21 protein-coding genes are annotated in these 25952 nt (G+C 42.3%); 15 read left to right on the plus strand and 6 right to left on the minus strand.

All coding sequences use genetic code 11. The annotated features are described in order from the left end of the window. Positions 1-136: 136 nt before the first annotated feature. Positions 137-1471, minus strand: coding sequence for a VOC family protein (locus tag EGN73_RS15575; RefSeq protein WP_219291862.1), 1335 nt, complete (start codon positions 1469-1471; stop codon positions 137-139). Between the two features lie 256 nt (positions 1472-1727). Further along, positions 1728-3155: a DASH family cryptochrome gene (locus tag EGN73_RS15580; protein ID WP_219291865.1), complete on the minus strand. Its 1428-nt coding sequence runs from the start codon at positions 3153-3155 to the stop codon at positions 1728-1730. Positions 3156-3242: 87 nt separating this feature from the next. Here EGN73_RS15580 and EGN73_RS15585 point away from each other — a divergent pair, with 87 nt between their 5' ends. The 5 genes from EGN73_RS15585 to EGN73_RS15605 all read left to right on the plus strand — a co-directional run bounded on the left by EGN73_RS15585 (position 3243) and on the right by EGN73_RS15605 (position 9182). Continuing rightward, a complete protein-coding gene (locus tag EGN73_RS15585) occupies positions 3243-3806 on the plus strand; it encodes a hypothetical protein (RefSeq protein ID WP_219291868.1) in 564 nt (187 codons plus the stop codon). 714 nt (positions 3807-4520) lie between these two features. After that, positions 4521-5453 carry a polysaccharide deacetylase family protein gene (locus tag EGN73_RS15590; RefSeq protein WP_219291871.1) on the plus strand — a complete coding sequence of 311 codons (933 nt, stop codon included), beginning with the start codon at positions 4521-4523 and terminating at the stop codon, positions 5451-5453. A 37-nt stretch (positions 5454-5490) separates the two neighbouring features. Next, on the plus strand, positions 5491-6084 hold the full coding sequence (locus EGN73_RS15595) for a hypothetical protein (protein ID WP_219291874.1): 594 nt from the start codon (positions 5491-5493) through the stop codon (positions 6082-6084). A 128-nt stretch (positions 6085-6212) separates the two neighbouring features. Then, positions 6213-8600: an alpha-L-rhamnosidase-related protein gene (locus EGN73_RS15600; RefSeq protein ID WP_219291876.1), complete on the plus strand. Its 2388-nt coding sequence runs from the start codon at positions 6213-6215 to the stop codon at positions 8598-8600. A 54-nt stretch (positions 8601-8654) separates the two neighbouring features. Next, positions 8655-9182, plus strand: a complete 528-nt coding sequence (locus EGN73_RS15605) for a hypothetical protein (protein WP_246611608.1) — start codon at positions 8655-8657, stop codon at positions 9180-9182. Positions 9183-9258: 76 nt separating this feature from the next. Here the strand turns inward: EGN73_RS15605 and EGN73_RS15610 are convergent, their stop codons facing one another. From EGN73_RS15610 to polA, 4 genes are all read right to left on the minus strand, one after another. Continuing rightward, the gene (locus tag EGN73_RS15610) at positions 9259-11472 is read right to left on the minus strand and encodes a carbohydrate binding family 9 domain-containing protein (protein WP_219291879.1); all 2214 of its coding nucleotides are present in this window, start codon (positions 11470-11472) and stop codon (positions 9259-9261) included. Positions 11473-11602: 130 nt separating this feature from the next. Continuing rightward, entirely contained in the window at positions 11603-12025 is a 423-nt protein-coding gene (locus EGN73_RS15615) for a secondary thiamine-phosphate synthase enzyme YjbQ (RefSeq protein WP_219291883.1), read from the minus strand. 11 nt (positions 12026-12036) lie between these two features. Then, positions 12037-13413 carry a DNA repair protein RadA gene (gene radA, locus EGN73_RS15620; RefSeq protein ID WP_219291893.1) on the minus strand — a complete coding sequence of 459 codons (1377 nt, stop codon included), beginning with the start codon at positions 13411-13413 and terminating at the stop codon, positions 12037-12039. 195 nt (positions 13414-13608) lie between these two features. Next, positions 13609-16419, minus strand: coding sequence for a DNA polymerase I (gene polA, locus EGN73_RS15625; protein ID WP_219291897.1), 2811 nt, complete (start codon positions 16417-16419; stop codon positions 13609-13611). 222 nt (positions 16420-16641) lie between these two features. Here polA and EGN73_RS15630 point away from each other — a divergent pair, with 222 nt between their 5' ends. The 10 genes from EGN73_RS15630 to EGN73_RS15675 all read left to right on the plus strand — a co-directional run bounded on the left by EGN73_RS15630 (position 16642) and on the right by EGN73_RS15675 (position 25638). Beyond that, on the plus strand, positions 16642-16953 hold the full coding sequence (locus EGN73_RS15630) for a hypothetical protein (RefSeq protein WP_219291900.1): 312 nt from the start codon (positions 16642-16644) through the stop codon (positions 16951-16953). A gap of 216 nt (positions 16954-17169) precedes the next feature. Next, a complete protein-coding gene (locus tag EGN73_RS15635) occupies positions 17170-17742 on the plus strand; it encodes a non-canonical purine NTP diphosphatase (RefSeq protein WP_219291903.1) in 573 nt (190 codons plus the stop codon). Positions 17743-17760: 18 nt separating this feature from the next. After that, positions 17761-18393, plus strand: a complete 633-nt coding sequence (gene udk, locus EGN73_RS15640) for a uridine kinase (protein WP_219291906.1) — start codon at positions 17761-17763, stop codon at positions 18391-18393. A 73-nt stretch (positions 18394-18466) separates the two neighbouring features. Further along, positions 18467-18832 carry a hypothetical protein gene (locus tag EGN73_RS15645; RefSeq protein WP_219291909.1) on the plus strand — a complete coding sequence of 122 codons (366 nt, stop codon included), beginning with the start codon at positions 18467-18469 and terminating at the stop codon, positions 18830-18832. A gap of 82 nt (positions 18833-18914) precedes the next feature. After that, positions 18915-21896, plus strand: a complete 2982-nt coding sequence (gene secDF / locus EGN73_RS15650) for a protein translocase subunit SecDF (RefSeq protein ID WP_219291912.1) — start codon at positions 18915-18917, stop codon at positions 21894-21896. A 187-nt stretch (positions 21897-22083) separates the two neighbouring features. After that, entirely contained in the window at positions 22084-22884 is an 801-nt protein-coding gene (locus EGN73_RS15655; RefSeq protein ID WP_246611609.1) for a hypothetical protein, read from the plus strand. A gap of 37 nt (positions 22885-22921) precedes the next feature. Continuing rightward, the gene (locus EGN73_RS15660) at positions 22922-23347 is read left to right on the plus strand and encodes a hypothetical protein (RefSeq protein WP_219291915.1); all 426 of its coding nucleotides are present in this window, start codon (positions 22922-22924) and stop codon (positions 23345-23347) included. A gap of 9 nt (positions 23348-23356) precedes the next feature. Then, entirely contained in the window at positions 23357-24037 is a 681-nt protein-coding gene (locus tag EGN73_RS15665; protein ID WP_219291918.1) for a hypothetical protein, read from the plus strand. A 176-nt stretch (positions 24038-24213) separates the two neighbouring features. Further along, positions 24214-24975, plus strand: a complete 762-nt coding sequence (locus EGN73_RS15670) for a sensor histidine kinase (RefSeq protein WP_219291921.1) — start codon at positions 24214-24216, stop codon at positions 24973-24975. 36 nt (positions 24976-25011) lie between these two features. Continuing rightward, positions 25012-25638 carry a response regulator gene (locus tag EGN73_RS15675; RefSeq protein ID WP_219291923.1) on the plus strand — a complete coding sequence of 209 codons (627 nt, stop codon included), beginning with the start codon at positions 25012-25014 and terminating at the stop codon, positions 25636-25638. Positions 25639-25952 lie beyond the last annotated feature (314 nt).

Genomic DNA, 25952 nt, shown 5'->3' on the forward strand with positions numbered 1-25952 from the left:
TGAGCTAAAAACCTAAAAAAATGATTTTTGCGGGTTTATGATATGCGTAATTTACTGTTAAATGAATATCGAAATCCAGCAAAGTCAGGTTTTTTATATCGCACTCGCAAAGTGCTGTATATCCAAACTTGTAATTCTACTTGTGAAGCACTTCAAACAGCCGTGCATTGTCATCATGGCCCAGGTAAGTATTGAACTCCAAAAAGTACTTTCCCGGATCAATGCCTACAAAAGCCTTGTACCTATCTTCTGTACCGGTATACATTTCCCTTTCCAAAGCAAATGGAGCATATTGCTGTGTATAAGTATACCAAGCTTCCAAGTCATCCACCACAAAAGCTATACTTGTCCCCTTCTTTTCTGTATAGTTGTGCATTCCCCTTTTTTCGTCCACCAAGCCTATATATCCGGTTTCTGATGCCTGATACACTTTGGCCCAACCTTGATCCACGATTAGGGTCAGGCCTATTTTTTCCTCATAAAAACGCTCTGCCTCCTGTAAGTCCTCGTAGTACATCCAAGTTACTGCTCCGTAAAAGCCTAATCCTGCGGCTATTTCCGCATTTTCGGTCTTCAAGGGGTCAAATTTTTGGAGCTGGGGCATCAGTTTTTCATTTTCAGGATGCTGCTTGAAGGTTTCAAACTCCAAGAGGTACCCCTCCGGATCTACTGCCACAAAACCATCATGGGCATTGTTTTCCTTTGGCTTGTAAGTATACTTGATCTCTACTTCTTTTTCCTGTAAGTAGGCGTACCATTCAGGCAACTGATCCGTCAGAAGCGCAATGGCTACAGTTTTGGGCTCTTCTGCCTTGTGTCTTCCTAAAGCAGCATCTACCAAAGTGATCAAAGCGTCCGGCGCAGCCCTGTATGTTTTTGCAAACTCATAATCAGACAGCAGCTCCATTCCCAAAACATCCCCATAAAATAAGGTGGCCTGCTCAAGGTCTGAATAATAAAGAAAAATATTGGTCGCCTGAATACCAAAATCAGGCAGGGTCCTGAAGGTGGTGTTTTTGGCCAGAAGCTCATTGATATGGGCAGGTGGATAACCCAACAATCTCCCGAACCTTCTCGCAGCCGCCTCTGGGTCAATTTCACCCATATCCAGAGTACGCTTGAGGTCGAAATAGGCCTGAAGCGCATTTTCTTTATGGAAAATCAACACCTCTTTACCGGATGAAATGCTTTTGTCAAACAAATCAGTGTGGATAAGTTCAGGCTCCCTGTAAACAGAAACACTATATTTTTCAGCGATTTTTTCCGCTTCACCGAGTAGCTTATCCATAATTTCAGTATCCATCGCTTCACTCAAAGCGAGGGGCTTCACATCTGCCGCTACCATTTCCGCAAATGCCTCCATCTGCCCAATTTGCTTGGCTTTTTCATTTTTTTTACATGAAATACAGCTAATTATCAGGATAACAAAGAGGTGTTTAAAAACTCGGGAGGGGAAGTGTATCTTGCTCATCTGGGATATCAATTTTCAGAAATATCCTTAAAAATTCTGACTTTTAGGGCTATACTTTTCAGCAAGTTGATCCAACAATAGTTTTATGTATGCATCAGCTACTCGAAATTTATAATTTCGAGTACAGATATCACGAATTTACAATTCGTCCTTTGCAAAGGTAAGCAGAATGAAAAACTCTTTTCACCTGCATTCGGCATTGCAAATGTCGAACAGCTGATAAACTTAGTCTTCGGAACCTGAATCAGTCTGGCTTTCAAGTATAAGCCCTCATCTTCACCAATGGATGTGGATAACTCGAACCCAAATTCACACCCTTAGATTTTAATTCCTTTGTGGATAACTCAAATGGTATATGTATATCAAAACCGGCTATCCCTTGTAGTTCAGGGATCCAGGTCCTCACGTAATCCCCCTTTTTGTCGTATTGCTGCGCTTGCCTTAGGATATTGAAATACCGGTTTTCCCTAGGATCATTCCCCACACCTGCCACATACATCCAATTGCCCCAATTGCTGCAGACATCATAGTCTATCAGCTGACTTTCAAAATAGGCCGCTCCCCATCTCCAATCGATCCCCAGATCATTGACCAAAAAAGAAGCTACATTCTGCCTCCCCCGGTTGGACATGAATCCGGTTGCGTTCAGCTCCCGCATATTGGCATCCACAAAGGGAATTCCTGTCTTACCATTGGCCCATTTCCAAAAAAGATCTTCATTCCTAAGCCACTTATCCACATTGCTCTTAATACCTCCCAACTGAAAAATCCTGTTTCCGTGTTTTTTGGCTATAAACCTAAAATAATCCCTCCATATCAATTCAAAAATCAGCCAATAAGTAGATTGGTTCTTTTTCCTTTCCTTTTCGTACTTTTTGACTTCTTCGTAGATATACCTGGGACTGATGCAGCCCATTGCCAACCAAGGAGAAAACTTGGAACTGTAATCCGCACCCAAGAGTCCATTTCTGGTTTCCTTGTAATTTTTGAGACAATCGTTTTTCCAAAAATAGGTTTGGAGTCGCTTTAGACCATCCCTCTCTCCACCTGCAAACACCAACACTGTACGAGGGTCGGAATTCTGCTTCTCCAAACCGTATGCTTTTAATTCCGGAAGGCTTTCGCCCGCAATTCCATTCGGAATGGCCTGCAGATTTCCCGGAACAGGAAATGTCTTCCTGATAGCTGCGTATTTTTCACACTCTTTTCTGAACTGCGTAAAAACCTCCGGCACTTGGCTGATCGGAAAAGGCAAATCTTCCAAATGGAACAGCGTACTCTGCCAAAAGCTCTCGGTTTTGATTCCTTTCTTCCAAAGTCCCTGCTCTAGGGCTGCTTCCACTTTTTTCTCTTCTGAAGTTACTTCTTCGGAAAAGTACACCGCATCTGACTCCACCTCAATGGCAAAATCCCGCAAGACTTCTTCCGGATTGCCCTTAAGAATGATCAGATCAGAACCCAAATCCTTTAGGCTTTCTTTTAAGTTATCCACAGCTTCTAGAAGGAATTTGACTCTATGAGAACCCATCTTGGGGAAACCCAATTCGGTGTCCTCAAACCATCTAGGGTCAAAACAATACACAGGGATAACCTCTTCAGCCTTTTGGGATGCTGTAAATAAGGGTGCATTGTCGTGCACCCTTAAGTCATTTCTAAACCAAACTACAACTCTTCGGAATTTCATTTGGATTTTTAACAGCCTGTTAAATAAAAGTGTTTGCGCAAATGGAAGGATTACTGCTAATTGAGTACCAAATGAAAAACCTGAACAATGAAAAAAATCTTTACAATTCTATTTGTCCTTATCTCTTATTGTGGCATAGCCCAAGAAAAACCGGGAAATCAACTCTTTTGGGAAAATCTTAAAAAGCATTGTGGAAAAGCATACGAAGGAGAGTTGATGACTCCTTCAGAAAACGATCCTTTTTCAGGCAAAAAACTCATCATGCACGTAGTGGATTGCGGGGATGGTTTTATCCACATTCCCTTTTTTGTAGGAGATGACAAATCCCGGACTTGGGTTTTGACACAGGAAAACGGACTGATAAAACTCAAGCATGATCACCGGCATGAGGACGGTTCAGAGGATGAGGTGACCCAATACGGCGGAATCAGCTCCAATACAGGAATGGAAAAAATCCAGTTCTTCCCTGCTGACCAGGAAACTACAGACCTGATTCCTTATGCGGCCAACAATGTATGGTGGATCACCTTGGATGATGACTCATTTACCTACAACCTCAGAAGAATCGGTAGCGAAAGGTTTTTCTCTGTCAAATTTGACCTGAGCAAAGAAGTCGAAAGCCCTGGGCCGGCATGGGGGTGGGAAAATTAATGGATACTGATGGATATTGGTGGATATTAAGATATTAATTGAAACAAAGTTGAAACTGGAGCTTTGGCGGAAGTCCCGAGAGCGAAGCGATTCGGGATAGGGGTTGTGGATATTGATGGATATTAATAGATATTGAGATATTCCTTAGGTTGAAATAAAGTGGAAATATGGTAGAAATATAGTTGATATATCATTGAAACTGGAGCTTTGGCGAAAGTCCCGAGAGCGAAGCGATTCGGGATAGGGTGAGAAAAGGAGGAAGCCTGTCCGACTGGTCATCCAGGCGGGGATGAGAGATTAAGGATGAGGGAGGAAAGTGCGATCTTTCTTTTGAAGCACCTTCTTCCCACTCTTGGACTTAGTCCTCCACATGAAAATTCCCAAGCCCTGTAAGGGCGTAGATGTTATAGCCCAGGGTTTTAACCCTGGGTTTAGAAATTTGATGTTGATTTTTGTTTTTGGCCGAGGGATGGTCAAAAGTGAATAAGGCTTATCGCCAAAAACAGGGAAGGGAAAGGGTTATTGATTTAGGATTTATCACAATTATTTGTGTCAGCAAAGTATCTGTGTTCATCTGTGTAAATCGGTGGTTGTAAAAGATACTGATGGATATTGGTAGATATTGGATATTTGGATACCTGATTTCAAGAGTCAATTAATTTAGTAGCTATGAATGCAGATAATTATATAGATTTATATTGAAAAAACCCTCCTATGAAAAAAATATCCACATTGATTCTGGCCCTGATCATTTTCCAGGTGAATGCCCAACAAAGGAATTTGGCAGAAAAACTGGGCTATGGCCCAAATGACAAATTACTTATCATTCATGCAGATGATATAGGTCTGGCCCATTCTGAAAATATCGCCACAGTGGCAGCTATGAAAAATGGTGTCGTCAACTCTACCAGCATCATGATGCCAAGCCCTTGGGCGACAGAGGTGGCTGAACTCGTCAAGGACATGCCCGATATTGACTTAGGAGTACATATCACGCTTACCGACGAGTGGTTCAACTACCGTTGGGGTCCAATAAGCAGCAAATCAGAAGTTCCGGGATTGGTCGGGAAAGACGGCCACTTTCATTTTGATTGTGCTTCTGTAGCCAAAAATGCAAGCCCAGAAGAAGTGGAAAAAGAAATCAGGGCACAGATTGAGGCGGCTTTGGCATTGGGCCTGAAACCCACCCATCTGGATGCCCACATGGGCTGCGTATTTTATGGAAGACCGGAATATGTGGCCTCTTATCTGCGGCTGGCACAGGAATTTGACATTCCTGCCATGATGGTCAATGAGCTTTTTGAGGGTGTAGTGCTGCCCAATAAAGGGCTTTTTGAAGGTATAGACCTAGAAAAAGTAAAAATCATTGACAAAGTAATCATAGGCAGCCCTGAAGTCTATGATGGAATTGGACTGGCTTCCTTTTATACCGAATCACTTCAAAATCTTGAACCAGGAGTAAATGTTCTCCTCATTCATGTAGCTTATGATGATGAAGAAATGAGAGCAGTCACTACCCGTTTTGACCACTGGCACTCCAAATGGAGACAGCAGGATTTTGACTTTTTCACCAGCGAAAAAGCCAAAAAGCTACTGGAAGAACAAAATATAAAGCTGGTCACTTGGAGAGAAATTGGAAAATTATGATCCAGCACCCTATATTCGTGCCAAAAGTAATAATCCTATGATGCGTACTAAGCCAACATTCTATGGTCTTCTCCTAATATTGACAGGACTTATTGTATTGACCTCCTGTGAGGACAATTGTTCTCCGACCAAATATGATATCCAGGCTATCACTATCGCGCCAAAAATCCTAAATGTAGAAGACTTGGATGCGCTTAACTGGAACAATGATCTTGAATTACCTGTAAACAACCTTGCTGTACAGATCAATATGAATAAGGTTATTGCTATCAATCCCAATGACAGTGATGACTGTTTTCCTAAATACTTTATCAATAATAGAGTCAGGAATATCAGGCTCATGAGCAATCAGGGTTTCATTTCTTCACATCCAGCAGGGGAAGACCTCTTCACCATTTCAGCATTCACTTTTGATGGACGGAATTTTATAGAAAAAGAAGACTTCCTCTCCAGTTTTGTAAATGAGTCCAATTTTAGCCGCTATTATTTTGTATTCAATAGAAATCCAGAACTTCAGGGAGTCCACAGGCTCGTAATGTACATGGACTTTGAAGATGGCAGTAGCATTGAGTCAAATGCCATTGAGGTGCTGATAACACCCATCGATACATCAAACCCTCAGCCGGATTAAAAAAACGGAGCTCTTTTAAGGGCTCCGTTTTTTATTTTTAAAAAATCGGGAACAAGGCAATTCCGACATTTTTATCAAATTTGGAAAAAGGCCCTAAATTTGCCCAGATTCCCTAAACCATTATAACAATGAAGCTGAATCCCCAATACTTCCTGTTTATTTTTGTCGTTTTCATTTCTTGCCAAACAAAACCCTCAAAAGATCCACTTTCAGGTCTGGTGAATGACCTGGACCAGATAGCCGGAAATGCAGAATACATCAATTCACCTTTTGTCACGGCCGGAGACAGGGTTTACATGGTAGGGCATCAAAACGGCACTTTCCCCGATCTGGGATTTCACGTAGAAGGAGAAATGGGAGGCATTTGGAATCATCCCATCAAGCTGATGGATGGCTTTACAGCAGCCATTATTTCCGGTAATCAGGCTTATTGTCTGGATAAGGCCGATGAATTCATCAACTTTCCCGTGGCCAACAAACATGTATTTACAAGTTCCGTCCCTGATCTGGAAATCCAAAGGTTCCAGTTTGTGCCGGACGGCAAAGAGGGCATGGTAATAGAATTTGAAGTGAAAAACGTAGGTGACTCCAAAAAGTCCATCAATTTTGAATTTACCGGGTACACCGACCTCATGCCTGCCTGGTTGGGCGAGCGTGTGGGAATGGAAGACCATGAGGATATCCTGACCTTCGACGAAAAAAGACAAGCTTGGATGGGAAAAGACGAAGGGAACGACTGGTACGTTCTTTTTGGCTCAGGCCAAACTGAAAGCCACTCCAAAGAGGCTTCTACCACCTGCCATTATTCCCCCCAGGGAAAAGGTAAGTCGGGAAAGCTGACGTATAACCTGAGTCTTTCACCCGGAAAATCGGAGGTTCTTACCTTTTTCATTTCAGGATCCTATCAATCAGAAGATGACGTCAAAAAAACCTATGATCTGCTCAAAGAACACGCTGAAACATACCTAAGAGACAAGATAAAGCACTATCAGCAAATAGCTGAAAAGGCAAAAATCACCATTCCTGACAAGGGCATGCAGAGGGCCTATGAGTGGGTCAAATACAATACAGAATGGTTGGTAAGGGATGTACCCGAAGTCGGTAGAGGCCTTGGTGCCGGCATACCTGATTACCCGTGGTGGTTTGGTGTGGACAACGAGTACACCCTCAAAGGCGCCATTGCCACAGGAAGAAAAGATTTGGTCTACAGCACCATCGAACTTATCCACAAGCTATCGGGAAGTAATGGAAACGGTAGGGTTATCCATGAAGCCAGTACTACAGGTGTGATTTTCAATCCCGGCAACATCAACGAAACACCTCAGTTTGCTTCTTTGATCTGGACGGTTTATCAGTGGACAGGTGACAAGGAGTTTTTGGAAAAATATTACCCTTTTGTTCTCCAGGGAATGATCTGGCTGATGGAGGAAAATGACGAAGATGGCAACCTTTTTCCGGATGGTTATGGTATGATGGAAATACATGGATTGGAATCAGAAATGATAGATGTCGCCGTGTACACCCAAAAAGCTTTTGATGATGTCTCCAAAATGGCCGTAGTAATGGATGATGTGGAAAATGAAAAGAAATACAGAAACCTGGCCACAGAACTGAAGCAAAAAATCAACGAAGAATTCTGGGTTGAAGAATTCAATTCCTACGCGGACTTTATCGGAACTGCTTCCGAGGCATTGACCATGATCGATGCTGCCATCATCAGGGCCGACACATTGGAAAAACCTTGGGCAGTAGAGGAATTGAAAGCAACGAGAAGAAAACTGCTTTCCTATCCCAGAAATAAGAAGGGAGGGTTTGTGATGTTCCACAATTGGGTAGTCAACACACCTATGGAAATGGGTATAGCGGATGAAGAAAAAGCCCTCAAGGCACTGGACAAAGGAAAAAGGTTTGTCAATCCATTTGGCGTCTTTGTCACAGGAATAGACAGGGATGATGCTTCAGAATATGAGGACGGCTCTTTTGCAGGAAGCAAAGTCTTTTCTTACACAGGCGCGGTGATGACCCTTCCCACAGGAGTGCAGGCTGTGGCAGAAAATAATTATGGAAGGCCCGACGAAGCACTGGACTATCTGAAGCGCCTTACCCGTTCTTTTAGCTATGCCTTACCAGGATCTATATATGAGGTCTCCCCGGATTATGGCATGATGACCCAAGCATGGAACCTTTACGCTTATGCCGTTCCGATAGTAACCCAGTTCTTTGGGATTCAACCTGATGCCGGCAACAAAAAAATACACTTGCGCCCTATGCTTCCCACGTCTTGGGAGGAGGCAAAAATTGAAAATGTCACCGTAGGTGACAATGAACTGGATCTTTCTTATCAAAAAAAGAATGGGAAGCTCCACACAGAAATAAATCTCAAATCAGGTGATTGGGAAGTCCATTTTGATACTTCTGAAGATACAGTGATACTTAATGGAAAAGAGTCTGAAACCAATGACGGCATTATCGTGTTGACCGGAAAGAAAAACAAGCTTGAATTACCGCTTAAATAATCTCTTTTACCAAGATGCGCAGCAAAGCATTGAATTTTTAAATTTGCAAATGACATGACAGCACACCATTCGAAAAAAACCGAAGAAGCTTTAAATAAAAGGCCAAAAATGAACATTTGGGACAGGGTGATAGAAATTTTGGGCTTTGCATCTCTTATTTTACTTTGGGCAATGACCTATTATTTTCAGCACGTAGGAGCTGATGCAGTTGCTCCGGATTACAATTTTTTTGAAAACCCAAGCGAATACTGGGCAAGCAACATGACTTATTCCATTCCTATCATTGCAACCATACTTTTTTTCGGTGTCACATTTTACAACCAAAAGCCAAGGATCAATGAATATACTATTCAAAACAATCCGGAGAAAGTAGAAGCACTCGTTCAGATAAATGCCAAACTGTGGAGATGGCTTAAGTTTAACCTGATCTTGATGTTTATACTTATCGAATACTTTTCATTCCATAGCGGCTCCGGTTTTGGAACAGGAGTACCCAAGTTTTTTATAGTAGTTTTCCCGGTACTGCTATTTGCACCGATTGTCTATTTCTTCATGGAATTTGCCAAAACCCAACTGGATTAGTCCTGCATTGTCAAGTTAAGTTTAAGGTTAAACCTGCGAGGTTTTTCTAGTCATTTTACAACCTGACATAGTAGGGTTAAATGTTCAACCAGTAATTGAGCTTCATCACTAGCGCCCTTTGCTTGGGAATAAAAGTGCCTGGGAAATAATTGTCGGTATAGACTACAAAAAGATCTGATACCGGCGCATACCTCCACTGCAGCCTGGTGTTGATGTTGATATTGTCGATCTGATTGTTGTATTGGAAGAAAGTAGTCCAGAACAAACTTCTGGTAAAGGTAAGGTCAATCCTAGGCCCTATCAAAAAGAGATCTGCATCATTCTGAGGTTCAGGCAAGCGGATATTGTTGTAGCTGAAGTTCATGGAAATATTGGCCAGATAACCCATCCTCCAGTTCATTGTTCCCTGCAGCGTACGGATACTTCCATTGAAATATTCTCCAATATCACCTCTGGCAGTTAAGAAAAAGGGATTTCTTGCATTGCCGAAGTACTGCACAGAGTAAAAAGTGTTACGGTAATCTGTTCCTGATTCCAGAGGTGTTCCGCCGGTTCTGGTCGGATCAAATCCGAAAAAAAGGTAAGTGTACCGGTTGTTGGCCAAAAAAGTAAGGGTAGAAAGAGACTGAAACTGTATCCTATAGCTGAAAGTATGCAACTCATCAGTCACACCCAATTCCTCATTCCATAGTGTCTCTGTCTCCAAAATAGGCCCATGCCTGTTAATGATTCTGGATTTGGGAAAAAACTGATGCCCAAATCTTCCGGCAATTCTTTTGTAATCCCTTCTTGGGGTAAAGCCCACCTCCGGATTGAAGTTTTCCTGCACTTCAGAATAAGAAGCACTTAGAAGCCAATTGACATCATTGTAGTTCAACTGTGCATGGAGGGCACCTGAATTGTTTTTGTTTTCATATTCGAATGTCCTGTGATAAAAAAGCTTCCCCGTCCATCTGTTGTCAGCAGATGCCAGATTATAATCCAGTCCGGCAAGCCTGTTATAGCGTGTCCTGTCGACCACAGGAAATCCAGCCTCTGGATTCATGGTTTCCTGATTTACCATGATGACACCTACATTTGATCTGGTAAAAACTTTTTTCTGAAGTGCAGCCACCGAAAAGTTTCTCCCCAAAATGCCCATCTCAGGATCTGATGCGGTCTGCATATTCATAAGTCCGACCCTCCAGTCTTCATTGAGCTTACCGGAGAGCCTACTTCCAAAGAGGATTTGATTTTGCACATTTTGGCCTGTCCTTTCATCTCTGGCCACGCCTATTCTCCTAGAAAAGAAAGGCCTTATACCAGCTGTACCGAAATCTGCGAACAGGTCTGCGTTTTCAAGAAAGAATTGCCTCTGTTCGGGAAAAAAGATTTCAAAGCGGTCCAGGTTGGTCACCTGCTGATCTACTTCCACTTGGGAAAAGTCCGGATTGATGGTCAAGTCCAGATTAAGGGCCGGTCCCATCCCTATTTTCGCATCTCCTCCAAAGGCAGGTCTAGGTGGATTGCCGGTTTCGGCCAAAAAATCCCTATCAGTAGCCATCGCAGCATAAGGGATGATAGAAATATTGGAGGTTTCTTTCCTTAAAGGCTCTTCAAAAAGCAGTTTTCTGGAAAAAGCCAATGAAATCATGGAAAAATTTCTAGGGATCGGACTCCAGGTACTTCTCTCATTGTATTTGGAATCAATCCGGTAAAAATTCACATTCCAGTTGACTGCGCCATCCTGGTACCTCAGCGTAGAAAAGGGAATAGCTGCTTCTACCACCCAATAGTCTTCATAGATCTTGGCCGTAGAATACCACTTGTTGTCCCAGGCAAGGTTGAGGTCAGATGGGATCATGCCACCGTTTGCTATCAAGGACTCTCTCTGTACGCCATAGGGATTGACACCAAACTGAAATGCATTGGTTTTGTCATTGAAGGTATCAAATATAAAAGAAACGCCATCATTTTGCTCTCCCCTGTAGTCTCTTCTCAGTGAGGTAGACACATACTTTTCCCTTGGTCCGAGATTATACATGACAGCCGCGACATAGAGAAACTTATCATCAAAGGCCACCTTGATTTTGGTCTGTGCTTTGGCTGAAGAAGTGTCTGAAGGGAAATATTGAGTAAAATCTTCGGCCCACCCTTCTTCTTCCAGCCAGACTTCTTCATCCAGTTCACCATCCAAAGTAATGGGGTAATCGATCTTTCTGGCCACCACACCATCAAGTGCTTGCTTTCCTACCTGACCAAATGCAGTAAAGGTTAACCCGAAGAAGACCAGAAAAACTAAAACTCTCATTATTTACCTATTGCGGGTAAATTTGGTGAAAGAAGAAGATTTAAAAAGAGGGATTTATATCAGAGGTAAAATTTTGTTACGGTATATAAAATACGCTTTGATTTCGGGAAAAATACTTAGTAAAGAAATATCATTCTCCAAAAGCGGTCAGCACCAAAGATCGGGAACCACCATAATCCCTAAACTCACAGAGATAAACTCCCTGCCAGGTACCCAAGGCCAACTTGCCTGAAATAATGGGAATCTGCACGCTTGATCCAAAGATGCTGCTTTTGATATGGGCAGGCATGTCATCAGGACCTTCATAGGTATGGATAAACTTGGAATAGTCCTCAGGAACCAAGTCATTGATAAAGGATTCGAAATCTTTTCTTACAGTAGGATCTGCATTCTCATTGATGGTCAGTCCGGCAGAAGTATGCTGGATAAACACCTGCAACATGCCCTTGTTGATGGACCTGATCTCGGGAATGGCCTCCACTAGCTGATCGGTAATCAGGTGAAATCCTCTTGGATACGCCCTTAGTTTTACTTTTTCCTGAATGATTTTCATACCTATCCTGATTAAGCAAAAAGACCCTGATACATTTCTTCCAACTTACTGACTGCGATCACTTCAATTTTGAATTTTCTCATATCCAGTCCTCTTATGGCATATTTAGATACTACGATTTTTTTGAATCCAAGCTTCTCCGCTTCTGCAATCCTGTTTTCTATCCTATGAACAGCCCTGATCTCTCCACCCAGTCCAACCTCTCCTGCAAAACATATGTCTTCCGGAACGGCGGTATCTTCGTACGATGACAGCAAAGAGGCACATACCGTCAGGTCCAATGCGGGGTCATCTACTTTCAGGCCGCCTGCTACATTGAGGAAGACATCCTGCTGTCCCAGCCGCATCCCGCCTCTTTTTTCCAGGACAGCCAAAAGCATATTGAGCCTCTTGGCATCAAAACCCGTGCTACTGCGCTGAGGAGTACCATAGGTAGCTGGACTGACCAAAGATTGTATCTCAATCAAAAGTGGCCTGTTTCCTTCCATCATGGCTCCTATAGCTACTCCATTGAGCTGTTCTTCACGCTGGGTCATGAGGATTTCGGAGGGATTGGCCACTTGCCTGAGTCCATCAGCCCTCATTTCATAGATCCCCAGCTCATTGGTACTACCAAACCTGTTTTTGGAAGTCCGAAGAATCCTGTAGCTAAGATGCCTGTCACCTTCAAATTGAAGTACTGTATCCACCATATGTTCCAGTACCTTTGGGCCGGCAATGGAACCGTCTTTGGTGATATGCCCGATCAAGAAAACCGGTGTGCCTGTTTCCTTAGCAAACCGCATCAACTCCGCGGTACACTCCCGTACTTGGGAGACAGATCCGGCAGCAGATTCTATGTGCCTGCTATGAAGTGTCTGTATTGAATCTATGACCAAGACCTCTGGCTTCAAAATTTCAATCTGTTCAAAAATCTGCTGGGTATTGGTCTCAGATAAGACGTAGCAATTCTCTGAGTGGAACTGCATGCGCTCCGCACGCATTTTGATCTGAGATTCGCTTTCCTCTCCCGATACATAAAGCACACGCCTATTGGACAGGGAAAGGGCTATCTGAAGCATCAGGGTAGACTTGCCGATTCCCGGCTCTCCTCCAATCAATACCAGAGATCCAGGAACAATTCCGCCTCCTAGCACCCTGTCAAGTTCCATGTCGTGGGTGATAGTCCTAGGGGCAACTGAGTAATCTATTTCTGAGAGTTTTTTAGGTTTATTGGTCCTTTTTTCCTTTTGGCCTCCTGACTTCCAGCTTCCCAGTCCTGATTCCTCCTTTTGAACCAATTCTTCTACATACGTATTCCATTCCCCACAAGCGGGGCATTTGCCTATCCACTTTAGACTCTGTGCACCACAGTTCTGGCAGAAAAAGCTGGTTTTTATTTTAGGCATTTTTATAGACTTTAGAAGTGAGAAGTGCGATGGGAAGAACCAAGAAACAAGGTTTTTAAGACACGAAAACCAGAATAGAGAAATTACATTTTTAACAGGTACTTGGTACTTGGTACAACATATCCCCAGGGGCAAATCTTTTTATATACTACATACTCAAGTCTCATGTCTAGTGTCTAAGGTCTAAAATCTTTTTTAATGCGCCTCCAACCAGTCGTTTCCGGTGCCGGTTTCTACTACCACAGGCACTTCCAGCTTGACAGCAGAAGACATGAGTCTGGGGATTTCCTTCTTCAGTAAATCCAATTCTTCCTTGACCGCATCAAATACCAATTCATCATGTACCTGAAGGATCATCTTGGATTTCAGCTTTTCTTCCTTCATCCATTTGTGCACATTGATCATCGCAATTTTGATCATATCTGCCGCAGATCCCTGGATAGGAGCATTGATGGCGTTTCTTTCAGCAAAACCACGCATGGTCTGATTCCTACTGTTGATATCCCTTAGGTAGCGTCTTCTCCCTAGAAGGGTTTCCACAAATTCATTTTTCCTTGCTTTTTCTATAGCCCCGTCCATGTAGGCTTTGACTGCCGGAAACTCCTTGAAATAGGCATCAATGATTTCTTTGGCTTCTGTCCTCGAAATGCTCAGGCGCTGTGAGAGACCAAATGCTGAGATGCCGTAGATAATTCCAAAATTGGCTGTTTTTGCTTTTCTCCTCATGTCTGAAGTGACTTCCTCCAAAGGCACCTGAAAAATCTTGGCAGCTGTGGTGGCGTGAATGTCCCTGCCGTTTTTGAAAGCTTCTATCATGGATTCGTCCTTGGAAAAAGCGGCCATGATCCTCAGCTCTATCTGGGAGTAATCCGCTGCCAACAACACATGGTTTTCGTCTCTGGGGACAAAAGCCTTCCTGATTTCCCTTCCCCTCTCCGTACGGATAGGAATATTCTGCAAGTTGGGATTGATAGAAGACAACCTTCCTGTAGCTGCCACAAATTGGTTGTAGGTAGTATGCACCCTGCCTGTCTTCGGGTTGATCATGGTGGGCAAGGCATCTACATAAGTGGACTTGAGTTTGACAATCTGCCTGTATTCCAGGATGACCCTAGCGATCTCATGCTCTGAAGCCATCTTGCTGAGCACTTCCTCCCCTGTGGCAAACTGACCTGTTTTGGTTTTTTTGGCTTTGGGATCCAGGTTAAGCTTGACAAAAAGTATTTCTCCCAGTTGCTTGGGCGAAGAAAGATTAAATTCCTCTCCTGCGAGCTCATAGACCCTTTTTTCTATTTCCTTGCTCTCTTCTTCCAGGGATTTTGACATTTCGGCTAGACTTTCTGTATCTATCCTCACACCTTCAAATTCCATCTCTGTCAATACCTCAATCAGAGGATTCTCCACTTCATGAAGCAATTTTTCCACGCCATTTTCCCTGACCAAAGGATCCAGTTTTTGCTTTAGCTTCAGCGTAATATCTGCATCCTCTGCCGCATAAGCCACGACTTCGTCTACTTCCACATCTCGCATATTGCCCTGGTTTTTGCCCTTTTTCCCAATTAGGGATTCAATGGAAACAGGCTTGTAATTCAAATACTGCTGTGCCAGCCAATCCATGGAATGCTTTCCCTCTGGCTCGATCAGGTAATGGGCCAACATGGTATCATACAATTTGCCCTTCACATCCACCCCATAATTTTTCAACACCAAAAGATCATATTTTACATTTTGGCCGATTTTGGTGATGTTTTCATTTTCAAAAATTTCCCTGAAAAGCTCCAGTTTCCTTTTTGCTTCCTCCTGATTTTCCGGAAAAGGAATGTAAAAAGCTTCTCCGGGCACGTAGGCGAAAGAAAGCCCTACGAGTTCGGCATCGTTAGGATTAAGGGCGGTAGTTTCCGTATCAAAACAAAATTCCTCTTGGATTTCCAGGTATTTGAGCAATTCCTTTATTTCCTCTTCACTTTCTACCTTGTGGTAATCGTGTGCAGTGGTAATGATGCTATCATGCAATACCGGTACAGGAAGAGGATTTTCTTCAGGCACATCTTCTTCCTGAGTATCGGCGTCCCCGGTAAAAAGCCCCAACTGATCGGACACCTTTACCTGAGGCTTTTTCATTTTTTCTCCAAATACCCGTTGGGTGAGTGTCCTGAATTCGAGTTCTGCAAAAAGAGCCTTTAGCTTCTCCTCATCCGGACCATCATACCGAAGTGCCTTTTCGTCGAAATCTACAGGCACATCAATCTTGATGGTAGCAAGCTCCTTTGATAGCAGTCCCTGCTGACCAAAATTCACTACGTTTTCCTTTTGTTTGCCTTTTAGGTCATCAGTATGCTGCAGGAGTTCTTCTATGCTGCCATAAGCTTTCAGGAGTTTGACAGCAGTCTTTTCCCCAATACCTGGTATTCCCGGAATATTGTCTACCGCATCACCCATCAGGCCTAGTATGTCTCTCACCTGATCCACATTCTCAATGTCCCACTTAGCACAGACCTCTTTTGGCCCCATTATGTCCACTGCATTCCCCATAAAGGCCGGCTTGTACAGGTAGATATGTTCATCTACCAATTGCCCATAATCCTTATCCGGGGTCATCATGTAGACCACAAAACTGGTGCGTTCTGCCTTCTTGGCTATAGTCCCTATGATATCGTCGGCTTCGAAGCCATCCAGTTCCAAAACGGGTATATTAAAGGCCTCCACTAGCTGCTTGACCCATGGAATCCCGATTTCTATGTCCTCAGGCTGCTCCTGTCGGTTGGCCTTGTATGCTTCAAACTGAGTATGCCGAAACGTTGGCGCCTTGGTATCAAATGCCACTGCTATATGGGTAGGCTTCTCTTTTTCAATCACTTCCAGGAGTGTATTGGTAAACCCCAGCATGATACCGGTATTGAGTCCTTTGGAATTGATCCTTGGGTTTTTGGAAAAAGCAAAATGCGCCCTGTAGATAAGGGCCATGGCATCAAGCAGAAAGAGTTTTTTATCTCCTTTGGAGGACATAGGTGTATGTTTTTGGTTTTGTTCTGATTTATTGTCTTGTCGAAAAAAATGTTTTCGAAGGTGGGCTAAATTACAAATAATAATGTAAAAGGGGACGGATAAATCCCGTCTTATTCATGATTTTTTGAAAGGTGCAGGTGTTGATAAAGTTAATTTTTGGTCTAATTATTGGTAATTTGATTTCAGACATTTTAATATTTCATTCACCTAAATAAATACCTTATGAAAAAGTTAGTGTATTTTTTGTCGGTAATGTTTTTGATGGCGGCGTTTGTGCCAGCCAGCACGGCAAAAACCCCTAAAAAAGAAAAACCAGAGCTCACTGAAGAGCAGAAAACCAGACTGGTGGAGATCGAAAACAGGGTAGAAGAAATCAAAGCTTCTGACTTCTCTGACATGAGCAAAGAAGAAAGAAAGGAAATGCGCGATGAGCTTCGCGAGCTGAAAAAAGAAACCAAAGAAATCGGCGGTGGTGTTTACCTTTCTGTGGGTGCCATAATCATTATTCTCTTGATTCTGATACTGATCACCTAAACTTATTGAATGAGGTTTGAAAATGACAAAAAAAACCTGCCAGGTCGCCTTTTGATATCATCAAAATAAAAGCTGTTTTGGTTTATAGACCTGGCAGGTTTTATCTGATCTTTTATTCGACAAAGCAGGACTAATTACAGCCATAATTCACTGAAAAAATCCTTCACGCAAGTGAGGGATTTTTTTATTTCTATCCGTTTGGATTACTTTGTATTTATGAAAAAAATATGCTTTGCTACTAATAATCCCAAGAAAATCGAGGAAGTAAAGGCTGCTCTTGGCAGCGATTTTACTGTAGTATCCCTAGCCGAAATTGGATGCCACGAAGAACTTCCGGAGACAGGAGATACATTGGAACACAATGCTTTTCAAAAGGCCCGCTATGTTTTTGAGCATTATGGTGTGGACTGTTTTGCAGATGACACAGGGCTTGAGGTAGATGCGCTTGAAGGAGCTCCAGGAGTATATTCGGGCAGATTTGCGGGTGAGCCCCGCAGTGATGAAAGAAACCTGGAACTGCTTTTGGAAAAATTGAAAGGCATAAAAAACAGGACTGCAAGGTTCAAAACCGTAATTGCACTTATACAGGGAGGCAATGAAAACAGCTTTACCGGTATAGCGGAAGGAGAGATTTTGACAGAAAAAACAGGCCATGGGGGCTTTGGGTATGACCCCGTATTCAGACCCAATGGCTACCGAAAAAGCTTCGCCGAACTCAGTCTTCAGGAAAAAAATCAGATCAGCCACCGGGGCAAGGCAGTAAGGGAATTGGTAAGGTTTCTAAAATAATCCTTATTTTTGTCCCCCATGAAGAAGCCCTTTATTGTAGGTATCACAGGTGGAAGTGCCTCAGGAAAAACTCTTTTTTTAGACAAACTGCTGCATACATTCGAACCTGGTCAGGTCTGTTTGATTTCCCAGGACAATTATTACAAGCCAAGACACCTACAGCCTATTGACGATAAAGGGGTGCACAATTTCGATACACCCAACTCCATTGATTTTGAGCAATATGCCGAAGACATCAGAAAAATCGGCAATGGAGAAACCGTCTACAGGCAGGAATATACCTTCAACAACCCCAACAAAAAACCGAAAATGCTGGAATTTGCCCCCGCACCGGTGGTGGTGGTAGAAGGAATTTTCGTATTGTATTATCCGGAACTGGCTGATTTACTTGACCTCAAGGTCTTTATAGATGCCAAAGAATACATCAAGCTCAAAAGGAGAATCGTAAGGGACAAGGTAGAAAGGGGCTATGACCTGGACGATGTACTTTACAGGTACGAAATGCACGTAATGCCTACTTACGAAAAGTACATTGAGCCATTCAAGCATGACGCGGACATCATTGTGCCCAACAACAGAAACTTTGAGCGGGCTTTGGATGTCATCAAAGTATACCTGAGGGCCAAGACCGCAATTGCGCCTAACCTATAGATTTCCAATTGATTAACTTGTTTTCACAAGAATTCTTTCCATCTACAAACATTTTACTATATATTTGCGACCCATGAACAAAAGTCAGCAACATATCAATGTATGGAAGCAAAGGGTCAGTCTGATCCTCGTGCTTGCATTCTGTATGTTGGTTACCGGTGCTGAGTTCATTCATACCCATTCACTGGACAACCCACAGGATCAAAAAGAATACAATGAAAACCAGGGCAGCCAAGATGAAAATCAAACATTCTTAAATGTTGCAGTAGATGCAGTAGTTCCTTTTGTCACCACTGTAGGACAACAGATTTTTTACCTCATCTATGAACATATCAAGGTTGAAAAAGTAAACCTGGCAGGAACCGTTTCTTACCTTCCTATTCATTTACCCTATTGGGAAATACTCCTCGAAAGGATCATTTCACCCAATGCACCCTGATCTTTTTTAGCTTCTTTACAGCCGCCACTGCTATATAGTGGCCACATTCAATCCATAAAAAACTTATAAATTCCTAAATAACATGCGTAACAAAGGTGTCGTAGTGTTTTTGACTGTAGTGATTACAGCTTTGTGTCTGTATTACCTGTCATTCACATTTGTATCAAACAGTTTCAACCAAAAAGCCGTGGATTATGCCACAGATGAGGTAGGCAATGTAGACTTTGCCATGAAACAAGCTTACTTGGACTCTATTTACAGAGAACCTGTCTACAACTTCCTGGGTGCTAAATTTACCTATAAAGAAATCAAAGAAACAGAATTGGGTCTTGGACTTGACCTTCAGGGAGGTATGCACGTGACATTGGAAGTGTCTCCGGTAGAAATCCTGAAAGGACTTTCCGGCAACTCCAAAGATCAGGCTTTCAATACTGCTCTTGACCGTGCTTCTGAAGCATCCAAGACCAGCAATGAAAAGTTTGTAAACCTGTTCTACTCCCAGTGGCAGCAGGCAGCTTCCAACAGAAAGCTCAGCGAAATTTTCGCTACAGCAGCCAACAGAGGCCGTATTTCTTTGGAATCTTCCGATTCTGAAATCCTCGGAATCATTGATGGAGAAATCGAAAATGCCATCGAGCGTTCCTTCAATATCCTTAGAACCAGGGTAGATAGGTTTGGTACTTCCCAGCCAAATATCCAAAGAATCCAAGGATCCGGTAGAATCCAGATCGAACTTCCTGGAGTGGACAATCCTGAAAGGGTAAGAAACCTCCTTCAAGGTGTGGCCAAGCTACAGTTTTGGGAAGTAGCTGAAATCAATGACTACCTGAGCGAACTGGAAGCGGTGAACAGCCTACTTGTCGCTGAACAAAAAGCCAGCTCCAGCCAAACTGCTCCGGCAGAGGAAGAAGACCAAGATGAGGCTACCGAAGAAGAAGACTTAGCTTCAGAGCTTGAAAGACAATTGTCCGAAGGCGCAGATCTAGATGATTTCTCTTCCGAGATCTCTCCGCTTTTCTCTTTGACAAGATCCAATCAGGGATTGGTTTACGAAGTAAGAGACACTGTGACCATCAACAGAATATTGGCCAGAGAAGACGTAAGGTCTCTTTTGCCTAGAAACGTAAAATTCCTATGGTCAGTAAAACCAATCGTGGAAGGCAACATGGAGTTGTTGGAGCTATTTGGTATCAGATACAATAGGGCAAGTGATCAGGCTCCTTTGGAAGGTGATGTAGTGACTGATGCCAGACAAACTTTGGATCAGACTTCCAGGCCTGCTGTCAGCATGCAAATGAATGCCGAAGGTGCAAGAAAGTGGAGAAAACTAACTTCTGAAAGCATCGGAAAAAGAATAGCAGTAGTGCTTGATGATTATGTGTATACTGCCCCTGTGGTACAAAGTGAAATCCCATCCGGACAATCTGAAATCACCGGTAATTTCTCCATTGAAGAAGCGAAGGATTTGGCCAACATCCTAAAGTCAGGTTCACTTCCTGCTCCGACCAGAATTGTGGAAGAAGCGATCATAGGACCGACATTAGGTAAAGAAGCCCTCAACCAAGGTTTGATTTCCATGGTAGCGGGTCTTGTTTTGGTAGTATTGTTTATTGTAGCCTACTATGCTAAAGGTGGCTTGGTAGCCATCGCAGCATTGGTATTCAACATCTTCTTTATCTTAGGAATTCTTGCCCAGTTGGGAGCGGCACTTACCTTGCCCGGTATTGCGGGTATTGTGTTGACCATTGGTATGTCTATTGATGCCAACGTACTTATTTTCGAAAGGATCAAAGAAGAATTACGAAACGGAGCAGGGCTACTTGTAGCCATCAACCAAGGTTATAATAAAGCATTCTCCGCCATTCTTGACTCCAACGTAACCACTTTCCTTACCGGTGCCATTCTCTATGCTTTGGGACAGGGGCCTGTCAAAGGATTTGCCATCGTATTGATGATCGGTATTGCTTCTTCTTTCTTCTCTGCGGTATTTATCACAAGAGTAATTGTAAGCTGGATGACCACTAAAGGTGAAAAGAGCAAGGTTTCCTTTGAAACTCCGCTTGCAAGAAATATCCTCAGCGAACTTAACATTGACTTCCTGAGCAAAAGAAAAGTGGCCTACCTCATTTCTACCTCTATCATCGTAGTTGGTCTAGCTATCGCTGCGATCAATGGCCTGAAATTCGGCGTGGACTTTACAGGTGGTAGGTCTTACATAGTAGAATTTTCAGAGCCAGTATCTGCTTCAGAATTAAAAGTTGGATTGGACGGAGAGTTCGATGGCTCTGTAGAAGTAAAAACTTATGGTGCAAACAATATCATGAAAGTCACTACTTCTTACCTCATCAATGAGGATGATGATGCTTCCAACCAGGAAGTGGAAACCAAAGTGAGAGAAGGTATAGCCTCGGTATTGGGCTTGACTTATTCCACAGATGCAGAAAATCTGGGCGAAACACAATTCGCGATCACGGGCTCTTCCAAAGTAGGTGCCACCGTAGCAGACGACATCAAAAACTCTTCTGTCAATGCGATGTTCTTTGCTTTGGTAGCCATCTTCCTTTACATCTTGTTGAGGTTCCGTAAGTGGCAGTTCTCATTGGGTTCCATCATAGCTTTGGTACACGATGTGTTCTTTGTGATTGCTGCTTTTGCGATCGCTACGGCTTTGGGAGCTACATTTGAGATTGACCAGGTATTTATCGCCGCTGTACTGACAGTAGTAGGTTACTCCATCAACGATACCGTGATTGTATTTGACCGTATCAGAGAAAACATCAGCAACAGAGGTACATCCAAGCTGGTGAAGATGTTTAATGATGCCATCAATCAGACCATGGCCAGAACATTGATCACTTCTGCCACTACTTTGATAGTGGTATTGGTCTTGTTGATTTTCGGTGGTGAAGTATTGAGAGGCTTCTCTTTTGCTTTGATGATCGGTGTATTGGTAGGTACTTATTCTTCGATTTATATCGCTACACCTATCGTAGTGGATTTGATGAAAAGAGAACTGGAAGCGGACAATTCTCCGCAGACAGCACCTGCCAAAAAGACGGCATAATGTCTAACGGTTTTAGATAAATAAACGTATTGATGCCAGTTTGTTAACTGACTTACAAAATAGTCTGAATAGATACTAATTGATATTCGATATTGGTTGATATTCTATAAAAACGATCTTTGATACTAAGTTTCAAGTTTACTGGCAAAGCAACGTATAATAAGATAATTTTATAAAGTAAAAGGAGTTGGAGTCATCCAGCTCCTTTTTTTGTGTCATTTTGCTTCAAAATTACCCTGTACAGGGGATTTTTTCGCTTTTATATTTACACTACTTTGCAGACTTACCAAACGAAGAAGTCTTGCCTGGTTTTTATCACTTTATAATAGGGTTAAGTTTAATCCTACTCCTCATTTTAAGACCCAAATTCGGGAAGAGGAGCAAAACCCAAATCAACCTTATCTCCATTACTCTTTTTGTGGTGTTGGTTCTCGAGTTGGCCGGGGCATATACTGCTTCCCAAAAAATCAACAATACGCTCTTGTACAATATAGGGTGGATATATTTGGAGTCTTTTCTGCTCATTGCCTATTTTTATTCCCTCGAACAGTCCTTGGTATGGAGAAAAAGGATAGTACAGCTGACTGGTCTATTGGTCATCTGGGCAGTTCTTAACAGTCTTTTGTTTGAGCCCATTTCAGGTGCCTTACAGTATTATTCTTTATTGCCTTTTGGTATTTTACTTATTGTATTATCCTCCCGACTTATCCAGCAGATTCTGACACTGAGGATCGATCCTGAAGAAAAACTCATTTACATTCCGCACTTTTGGATAGGCTTCGTAGTACTGTTTTTTTATTTAGAAGCCCTGTTACTATTTGGAGCATATCAATTTTATCCGGAATTTGTACTCAAAAATGTCAATATCATGTTTAATTTGAATAAGCTAATGGCAAGTTTGATGTACTTGGTCTTTGGGTTTGCATTTGTCCTACCCAATCTCCGGTCACCAATGGCTAAAAGAGGCTCCATACCACTGTATTCCTAAAGTATTTACTTATAAGAAAAATCTAACAATAGCGATCATGAACAGAAAAGAACTTGAAGCATTCAGAAAGGCCTACCAACAAGCAGCCAAAAAAAGTATCAAGGCCAACAACGGCAGAGGAAAGCCCATAGAGGAGCAATCTAACTGGGTTTGGTTTGACAGGGATTCCATCCAAAAACTCTTGGATATGACAGATCCCAAAACCGGCGGAATCAAAATCTACTTCGGACAATATGACAAGGAAAATGTAGAAATGCTCCCTCGCGAAAGACGTGAAAAACACGATTATATTGGAAGACTCTCCCTCGCACTTGTTGCTTCCAACAAGACAAAAACTGAATATGAAGACATATATTCAGAATCACCTCAAGAATCTGATAAAGATACACTAAGCCTTAAAAGCAGTGGTGGTCCCAGCCCATTAAATGCAGGAAGTGTGTGTCCTCCAGATTGTACTCCTTAAACCAAAAATATGGGAGTTTTATTTTGGTATAACATTTTGATCATCGCAGGGATGCTAGTCAGTATCCCTTACTTCTTTTTTGCTCAAAAAGAATACAGGAAAAAACATCTTATCATCTTCTTGGTCTTGTTGGGCACCAGTATTACTGAGGTAATGGCCCGTGACCTTCAGCTTTCTAAAATCAACAATTCCCTGGTTATCAATATTGGTTATATCACCATCAGTATATCTTTATTGTTTATATTTTTTTACTTCATTCTCAACCGAAACAAATCGATCCTTTTATTATCTGGCGTTTATATCACCTGGATAATTATCAACTCTATTTATTTTCAACCCATAGCAAGCACCTTTCATAATTATTCTTGGGCTTTAAGTAGTTTCATCATTATAGGAATGTGTTTTTATTATTTTTATGAGGTTTTGACCAAAGACAAATATTTAAACCAAAGTTTGATTTCAATTCCTGATTTTTGGATAGTCTCTTTTGTACTGTTCTTTTATTCCTGCTCATTTCTCTATTTCGTATCTTTCAACTTTTTCTATGATAAAATTGATATTGCTTATTACACACAATTAAATTTTTTAATGAAAATTCTAGGATCCAGCATGTACCTGGTCATGGGCCTGGCTTTTTATGCCCCTTTGATTTTCAAAAATGAAAGCATAATAAATAAGTCAATATCCTGACCAATAGGTTTTGTACCTACATTTAGTGATTTTTACACCCCAATTTTCATCCTTTGATCAAATTCTTTCTTAGGGAAATCAGAATTTGTAAACATAAATTGCAGATAAAACCATAATTTAAAGGGTTGATTGTCCTTTCAATTTAATCCCCAGTGGTTCCCTTATAGCATTTACCAATGGAAAATAACGGTTCAGATCTGTTTGTAATCATTCTTTTGGGCTTTTTTCTGATGCTCTTGATGGTGTCTTTTATTGTCATCATGGTCATCTATCACAGGCAGCGCCAACTGGAAAACCGCCAAAAGGTAGCCACCATGGAGGCAAAATTTGAAAACACCATTCTCAATGTGGAAAAGGAAATCAGGGAAGAGACTTTATCCTATGTTGGCAGAGAGCTCCACGACAATATTGGTCAGATGCTTTCCCTCGCCAAAATCAACCTTGGTAGTTCCCGGCCCAACGGAATCTCCGAAAGTAAAAGTATCATCAATGAAGTCATCAAAGAGGTTAGGAGCCTTTCCAAGAGCCTCAACCTGGATTGGGTGGAATCCATCAGCTTGGAAGATTATATAAAAAAAGAGCTGGAAAAACTCAGACATGCCGAATTCTGTGAAGTGGAGTGGGTGCAGGAAGGCGCAGAGCTACAGCTGGCCAAAGACAAAAAACTTATCCTGATCCGGGTCTTTCAGGAAATCCTCAACAATGCCATCAAACATGCTGCTCCGGACCTGATCAGTGTAGGAGTATTCAACAAAGATGGCAAAGCAAGGATCGAAATCAAGGATGATGGAGAGGGATTTGATCTAACCGAACAGTCAGAAGGGTCTGGAATGAGTAATCTCAAAAAAAGAATGGAAACCCTCGGAGGTACCATAGAAATACAGTCCATACCAGAAAAAGGGACGTTTATCAAGCTTAATTTGCCTGAACAGAATTAGATTGAGTAAATTAGTTTTTAATCACCCCCAACAACCATGATCAGAATAGTACTGGCAGATGACCATAAGATGTTTGCAAAAGGAATCAAAGGCCTTTTGGAAGAAGAGGATGACCTTTTGGTAACTGCCATGTTCCACAACGGAAAAGACTTGGTGGAACATGTGAAAAAAAACAAGGTGGATATTATTCTGACAGACATGAACATGCCCAAACTCGATGGGATAGGGGTGATCAATGGGATCAGGAAACATGTACCCCATGCCAAAATAATTGTTTTGTCCATGTATGACGATCAGTTGGTCTATGACAAAGCCATCAACAGCGGTGCCAATGCGTATGTGCTCAAAGGATCGGATCCAGATGAGCTGATCTATACCATCAGGGAGGTTTTTGAAGGCAGTTATGTACTGGATTATAAGAGAGTTCTTTTCCAAAGCGAACCAAATGGATACCCAGATCACTTTAAAGAAAAATTCAAACTCTCAAGAAGGGAATTGGAAATTATCAGGATGATCAAAGATGGCAAACTCAATAAAGAGATCGCAGAAATGCTCAGCCTCAGTCAGCATACCGTGGAAGCGCACCGAAAGAGAATTCATGCCAAGCTCGGTGTCAGCACAGCAGTGGAACTGGTGAAAAAGGCCATTGAAATGAATGTGTAATTCTCAGTCTTATCATTGACTGTTAAGAGTAACCGTCATCCTGAGATTTTAACATTTAGGAAATGTATAGAAAAGAGAATGACCTCTGTTGCTGCGTCATTCTGAGTTATTAAAATTGACATTTACAGAAAGAGGATGACAGTTGATTAAAAACCCCAAAGGGGTTAAACCATGAATAGCCCCGGGTAGCAACCCGGGGAATTCATGAAATAGAGTTGAAGCCCAACCCTAAAGGGGTTGAACTAAACCAGAAATAGGCTTATGTCAATGGTAATCGGAGCTTGCGGAGATGAAAGCCTGTCCCGCAGCATTGC

The sequence above is a fragment of the Arthrospiribacter ruber genome (assembly GCF_019343195.1).
GTDB classification, from domain to species: Bacteria; Bacteroidota; Bacteroidia; order Cytophagales; family Cyclobacteriaceae; genus Arthrospiribacter; species Arthrospiribacter ruber.

Bases quoted from the DNA above. Each gene is read 5' to 3' on its own strand.
- EGN73_RS15575 (WP_219291862.1), bottom strand. From the start codon at position 1,471: ATGAGCAAGATACACTTCCCCTCCCGAGTTTTTAAACACCTCTTTGTT.
- EGN73_RS15580 (WP_219291865.1), bottom strand. From the start codon at position 3,155: ATGAAATTCCGAAGAGTTGTAGTTTGGTTTAGAAATGACTTAAGGGTG.
- EGN73_RS15585 (WP_219291868.1), top strand. From the start codon at position 3,243: ATGAAAAAAATCTTTACAATTCTATTTGTCCTTATCTCTTATTGTGGC.
- EGN73_RS15590 (WP_219291871.1), top strand. From the start codon at position 4,521: ATGAAAAAAATATCCACATTGATTCTGGCCCTGATCATTTTCCAGGTG.
- EGN73_RS15595 (WP_219291874.1), top strand. From the start codon at position 5,491: ATGATGCGTACTAAGCCAACATTCTATGGTCTTCTCCTAATATTGACA.
- EGN73_RS15600 (WP_219291876.1), top strand. From the start codon at position 6,213: ATGAAGCTGAATCCCCAATACTTCCTGTTTATTTTTGTCGTTTTCATT.
- EGN73_RS15605 (WP_246611608.1), top strand. From the start codon at position 8,655: ATGACAGCACACCATTCGAAAAAAACCGAAGAAGCTTTAAATAAAAGG.
- EGN73_RS15610 (WP_219291879.1), bottom strand. From the start codon at position 11,472: ATGAGAGTTTTAGTTTTTCTGGTCTTCTTCGGGTTAACCTTTACTGCA.
- EGN73_RS15615 (WP_219291883.1), bottom strand. From the start codon at position 12,025: ATGAAAATCATTCAGGAAAAAGTAAAACTAAGGGCGTATCCAAGAGGA.
- radA (WP_219291893.1), bottom strand. From the start codon at position 13,413: ATGCCTAAAATAAAAACCAGCTTTTTCTGCCAGAACTGTGGTGCACAG.
- polA (WP_219291897.1), bottom strand. From the start codon at position 16,419: ATGTCCTCCAAAGGAGATAAAAAACTCTTTCTGCTTGATGCCATGGCC.
- EGN73_RS15630 (WP_219291900.1), top strand. From the start codon at position 16,642: ATGAAAAAGTTAGTGTATTTTTTGTCGGTAATGTTTTTGATGGCGGCG.
- EGN73_RS15635 (WP_219291903.1), top strand. From the start codon at position 17,170: ATGAAAAAAATATGCTTTGCTACTAATAATCCCAAGAAAATCGAGGAA.
- udk (WP_219291906.1), top strand. From the start codon at position 17,761: ATGAAGAAGCCCTTTATTGTAGGTATCACAGGTGGAAGTGCCTCAGGA.
- EGN73_RS15645 (WP_219291909.1), top strand. From the start codon at position 18,467: ATGAACAAAAGTCAGCAACATATCAATGTATGGAAGCAAAGGGTCAGT.
- secDF (WP_219291912.1), top strand. From the start codon at position 18,915: ATGCGTAACAAAGGTGTCGTAGTGTTTTTGACTGTAGTGATTACAGCT.
- EGN73_RS15660 (WP_219291915.1), top strand. From the start codon at position 22,922: ATGAACAGAAAAGAACTTGAAGCATTCAGAAAGGCCTACCAACAAGCA.
- EGN73_RS15665 (WP_219291918.1), top strand. From the start codon at position 23,357: ATGGGAGTTTTATTTTGGTATAACATTTTGATCATCGCAGGGATGCTA.
- EGN73_RS15670 (WP_219291921.1), top strand. From the start codon at position 24,214: ATGGAAAATAACGGTTCAGATCTGTTTGTAATCATTCTTTTGGGCTTT.
- EGN73_RS15675 (WP_219291923.1), top strand. From the start codon at position 25,012: ATGATCAGAATAGTACTGGCAGATGACCATAAGATGTTTGCAAAAGGA.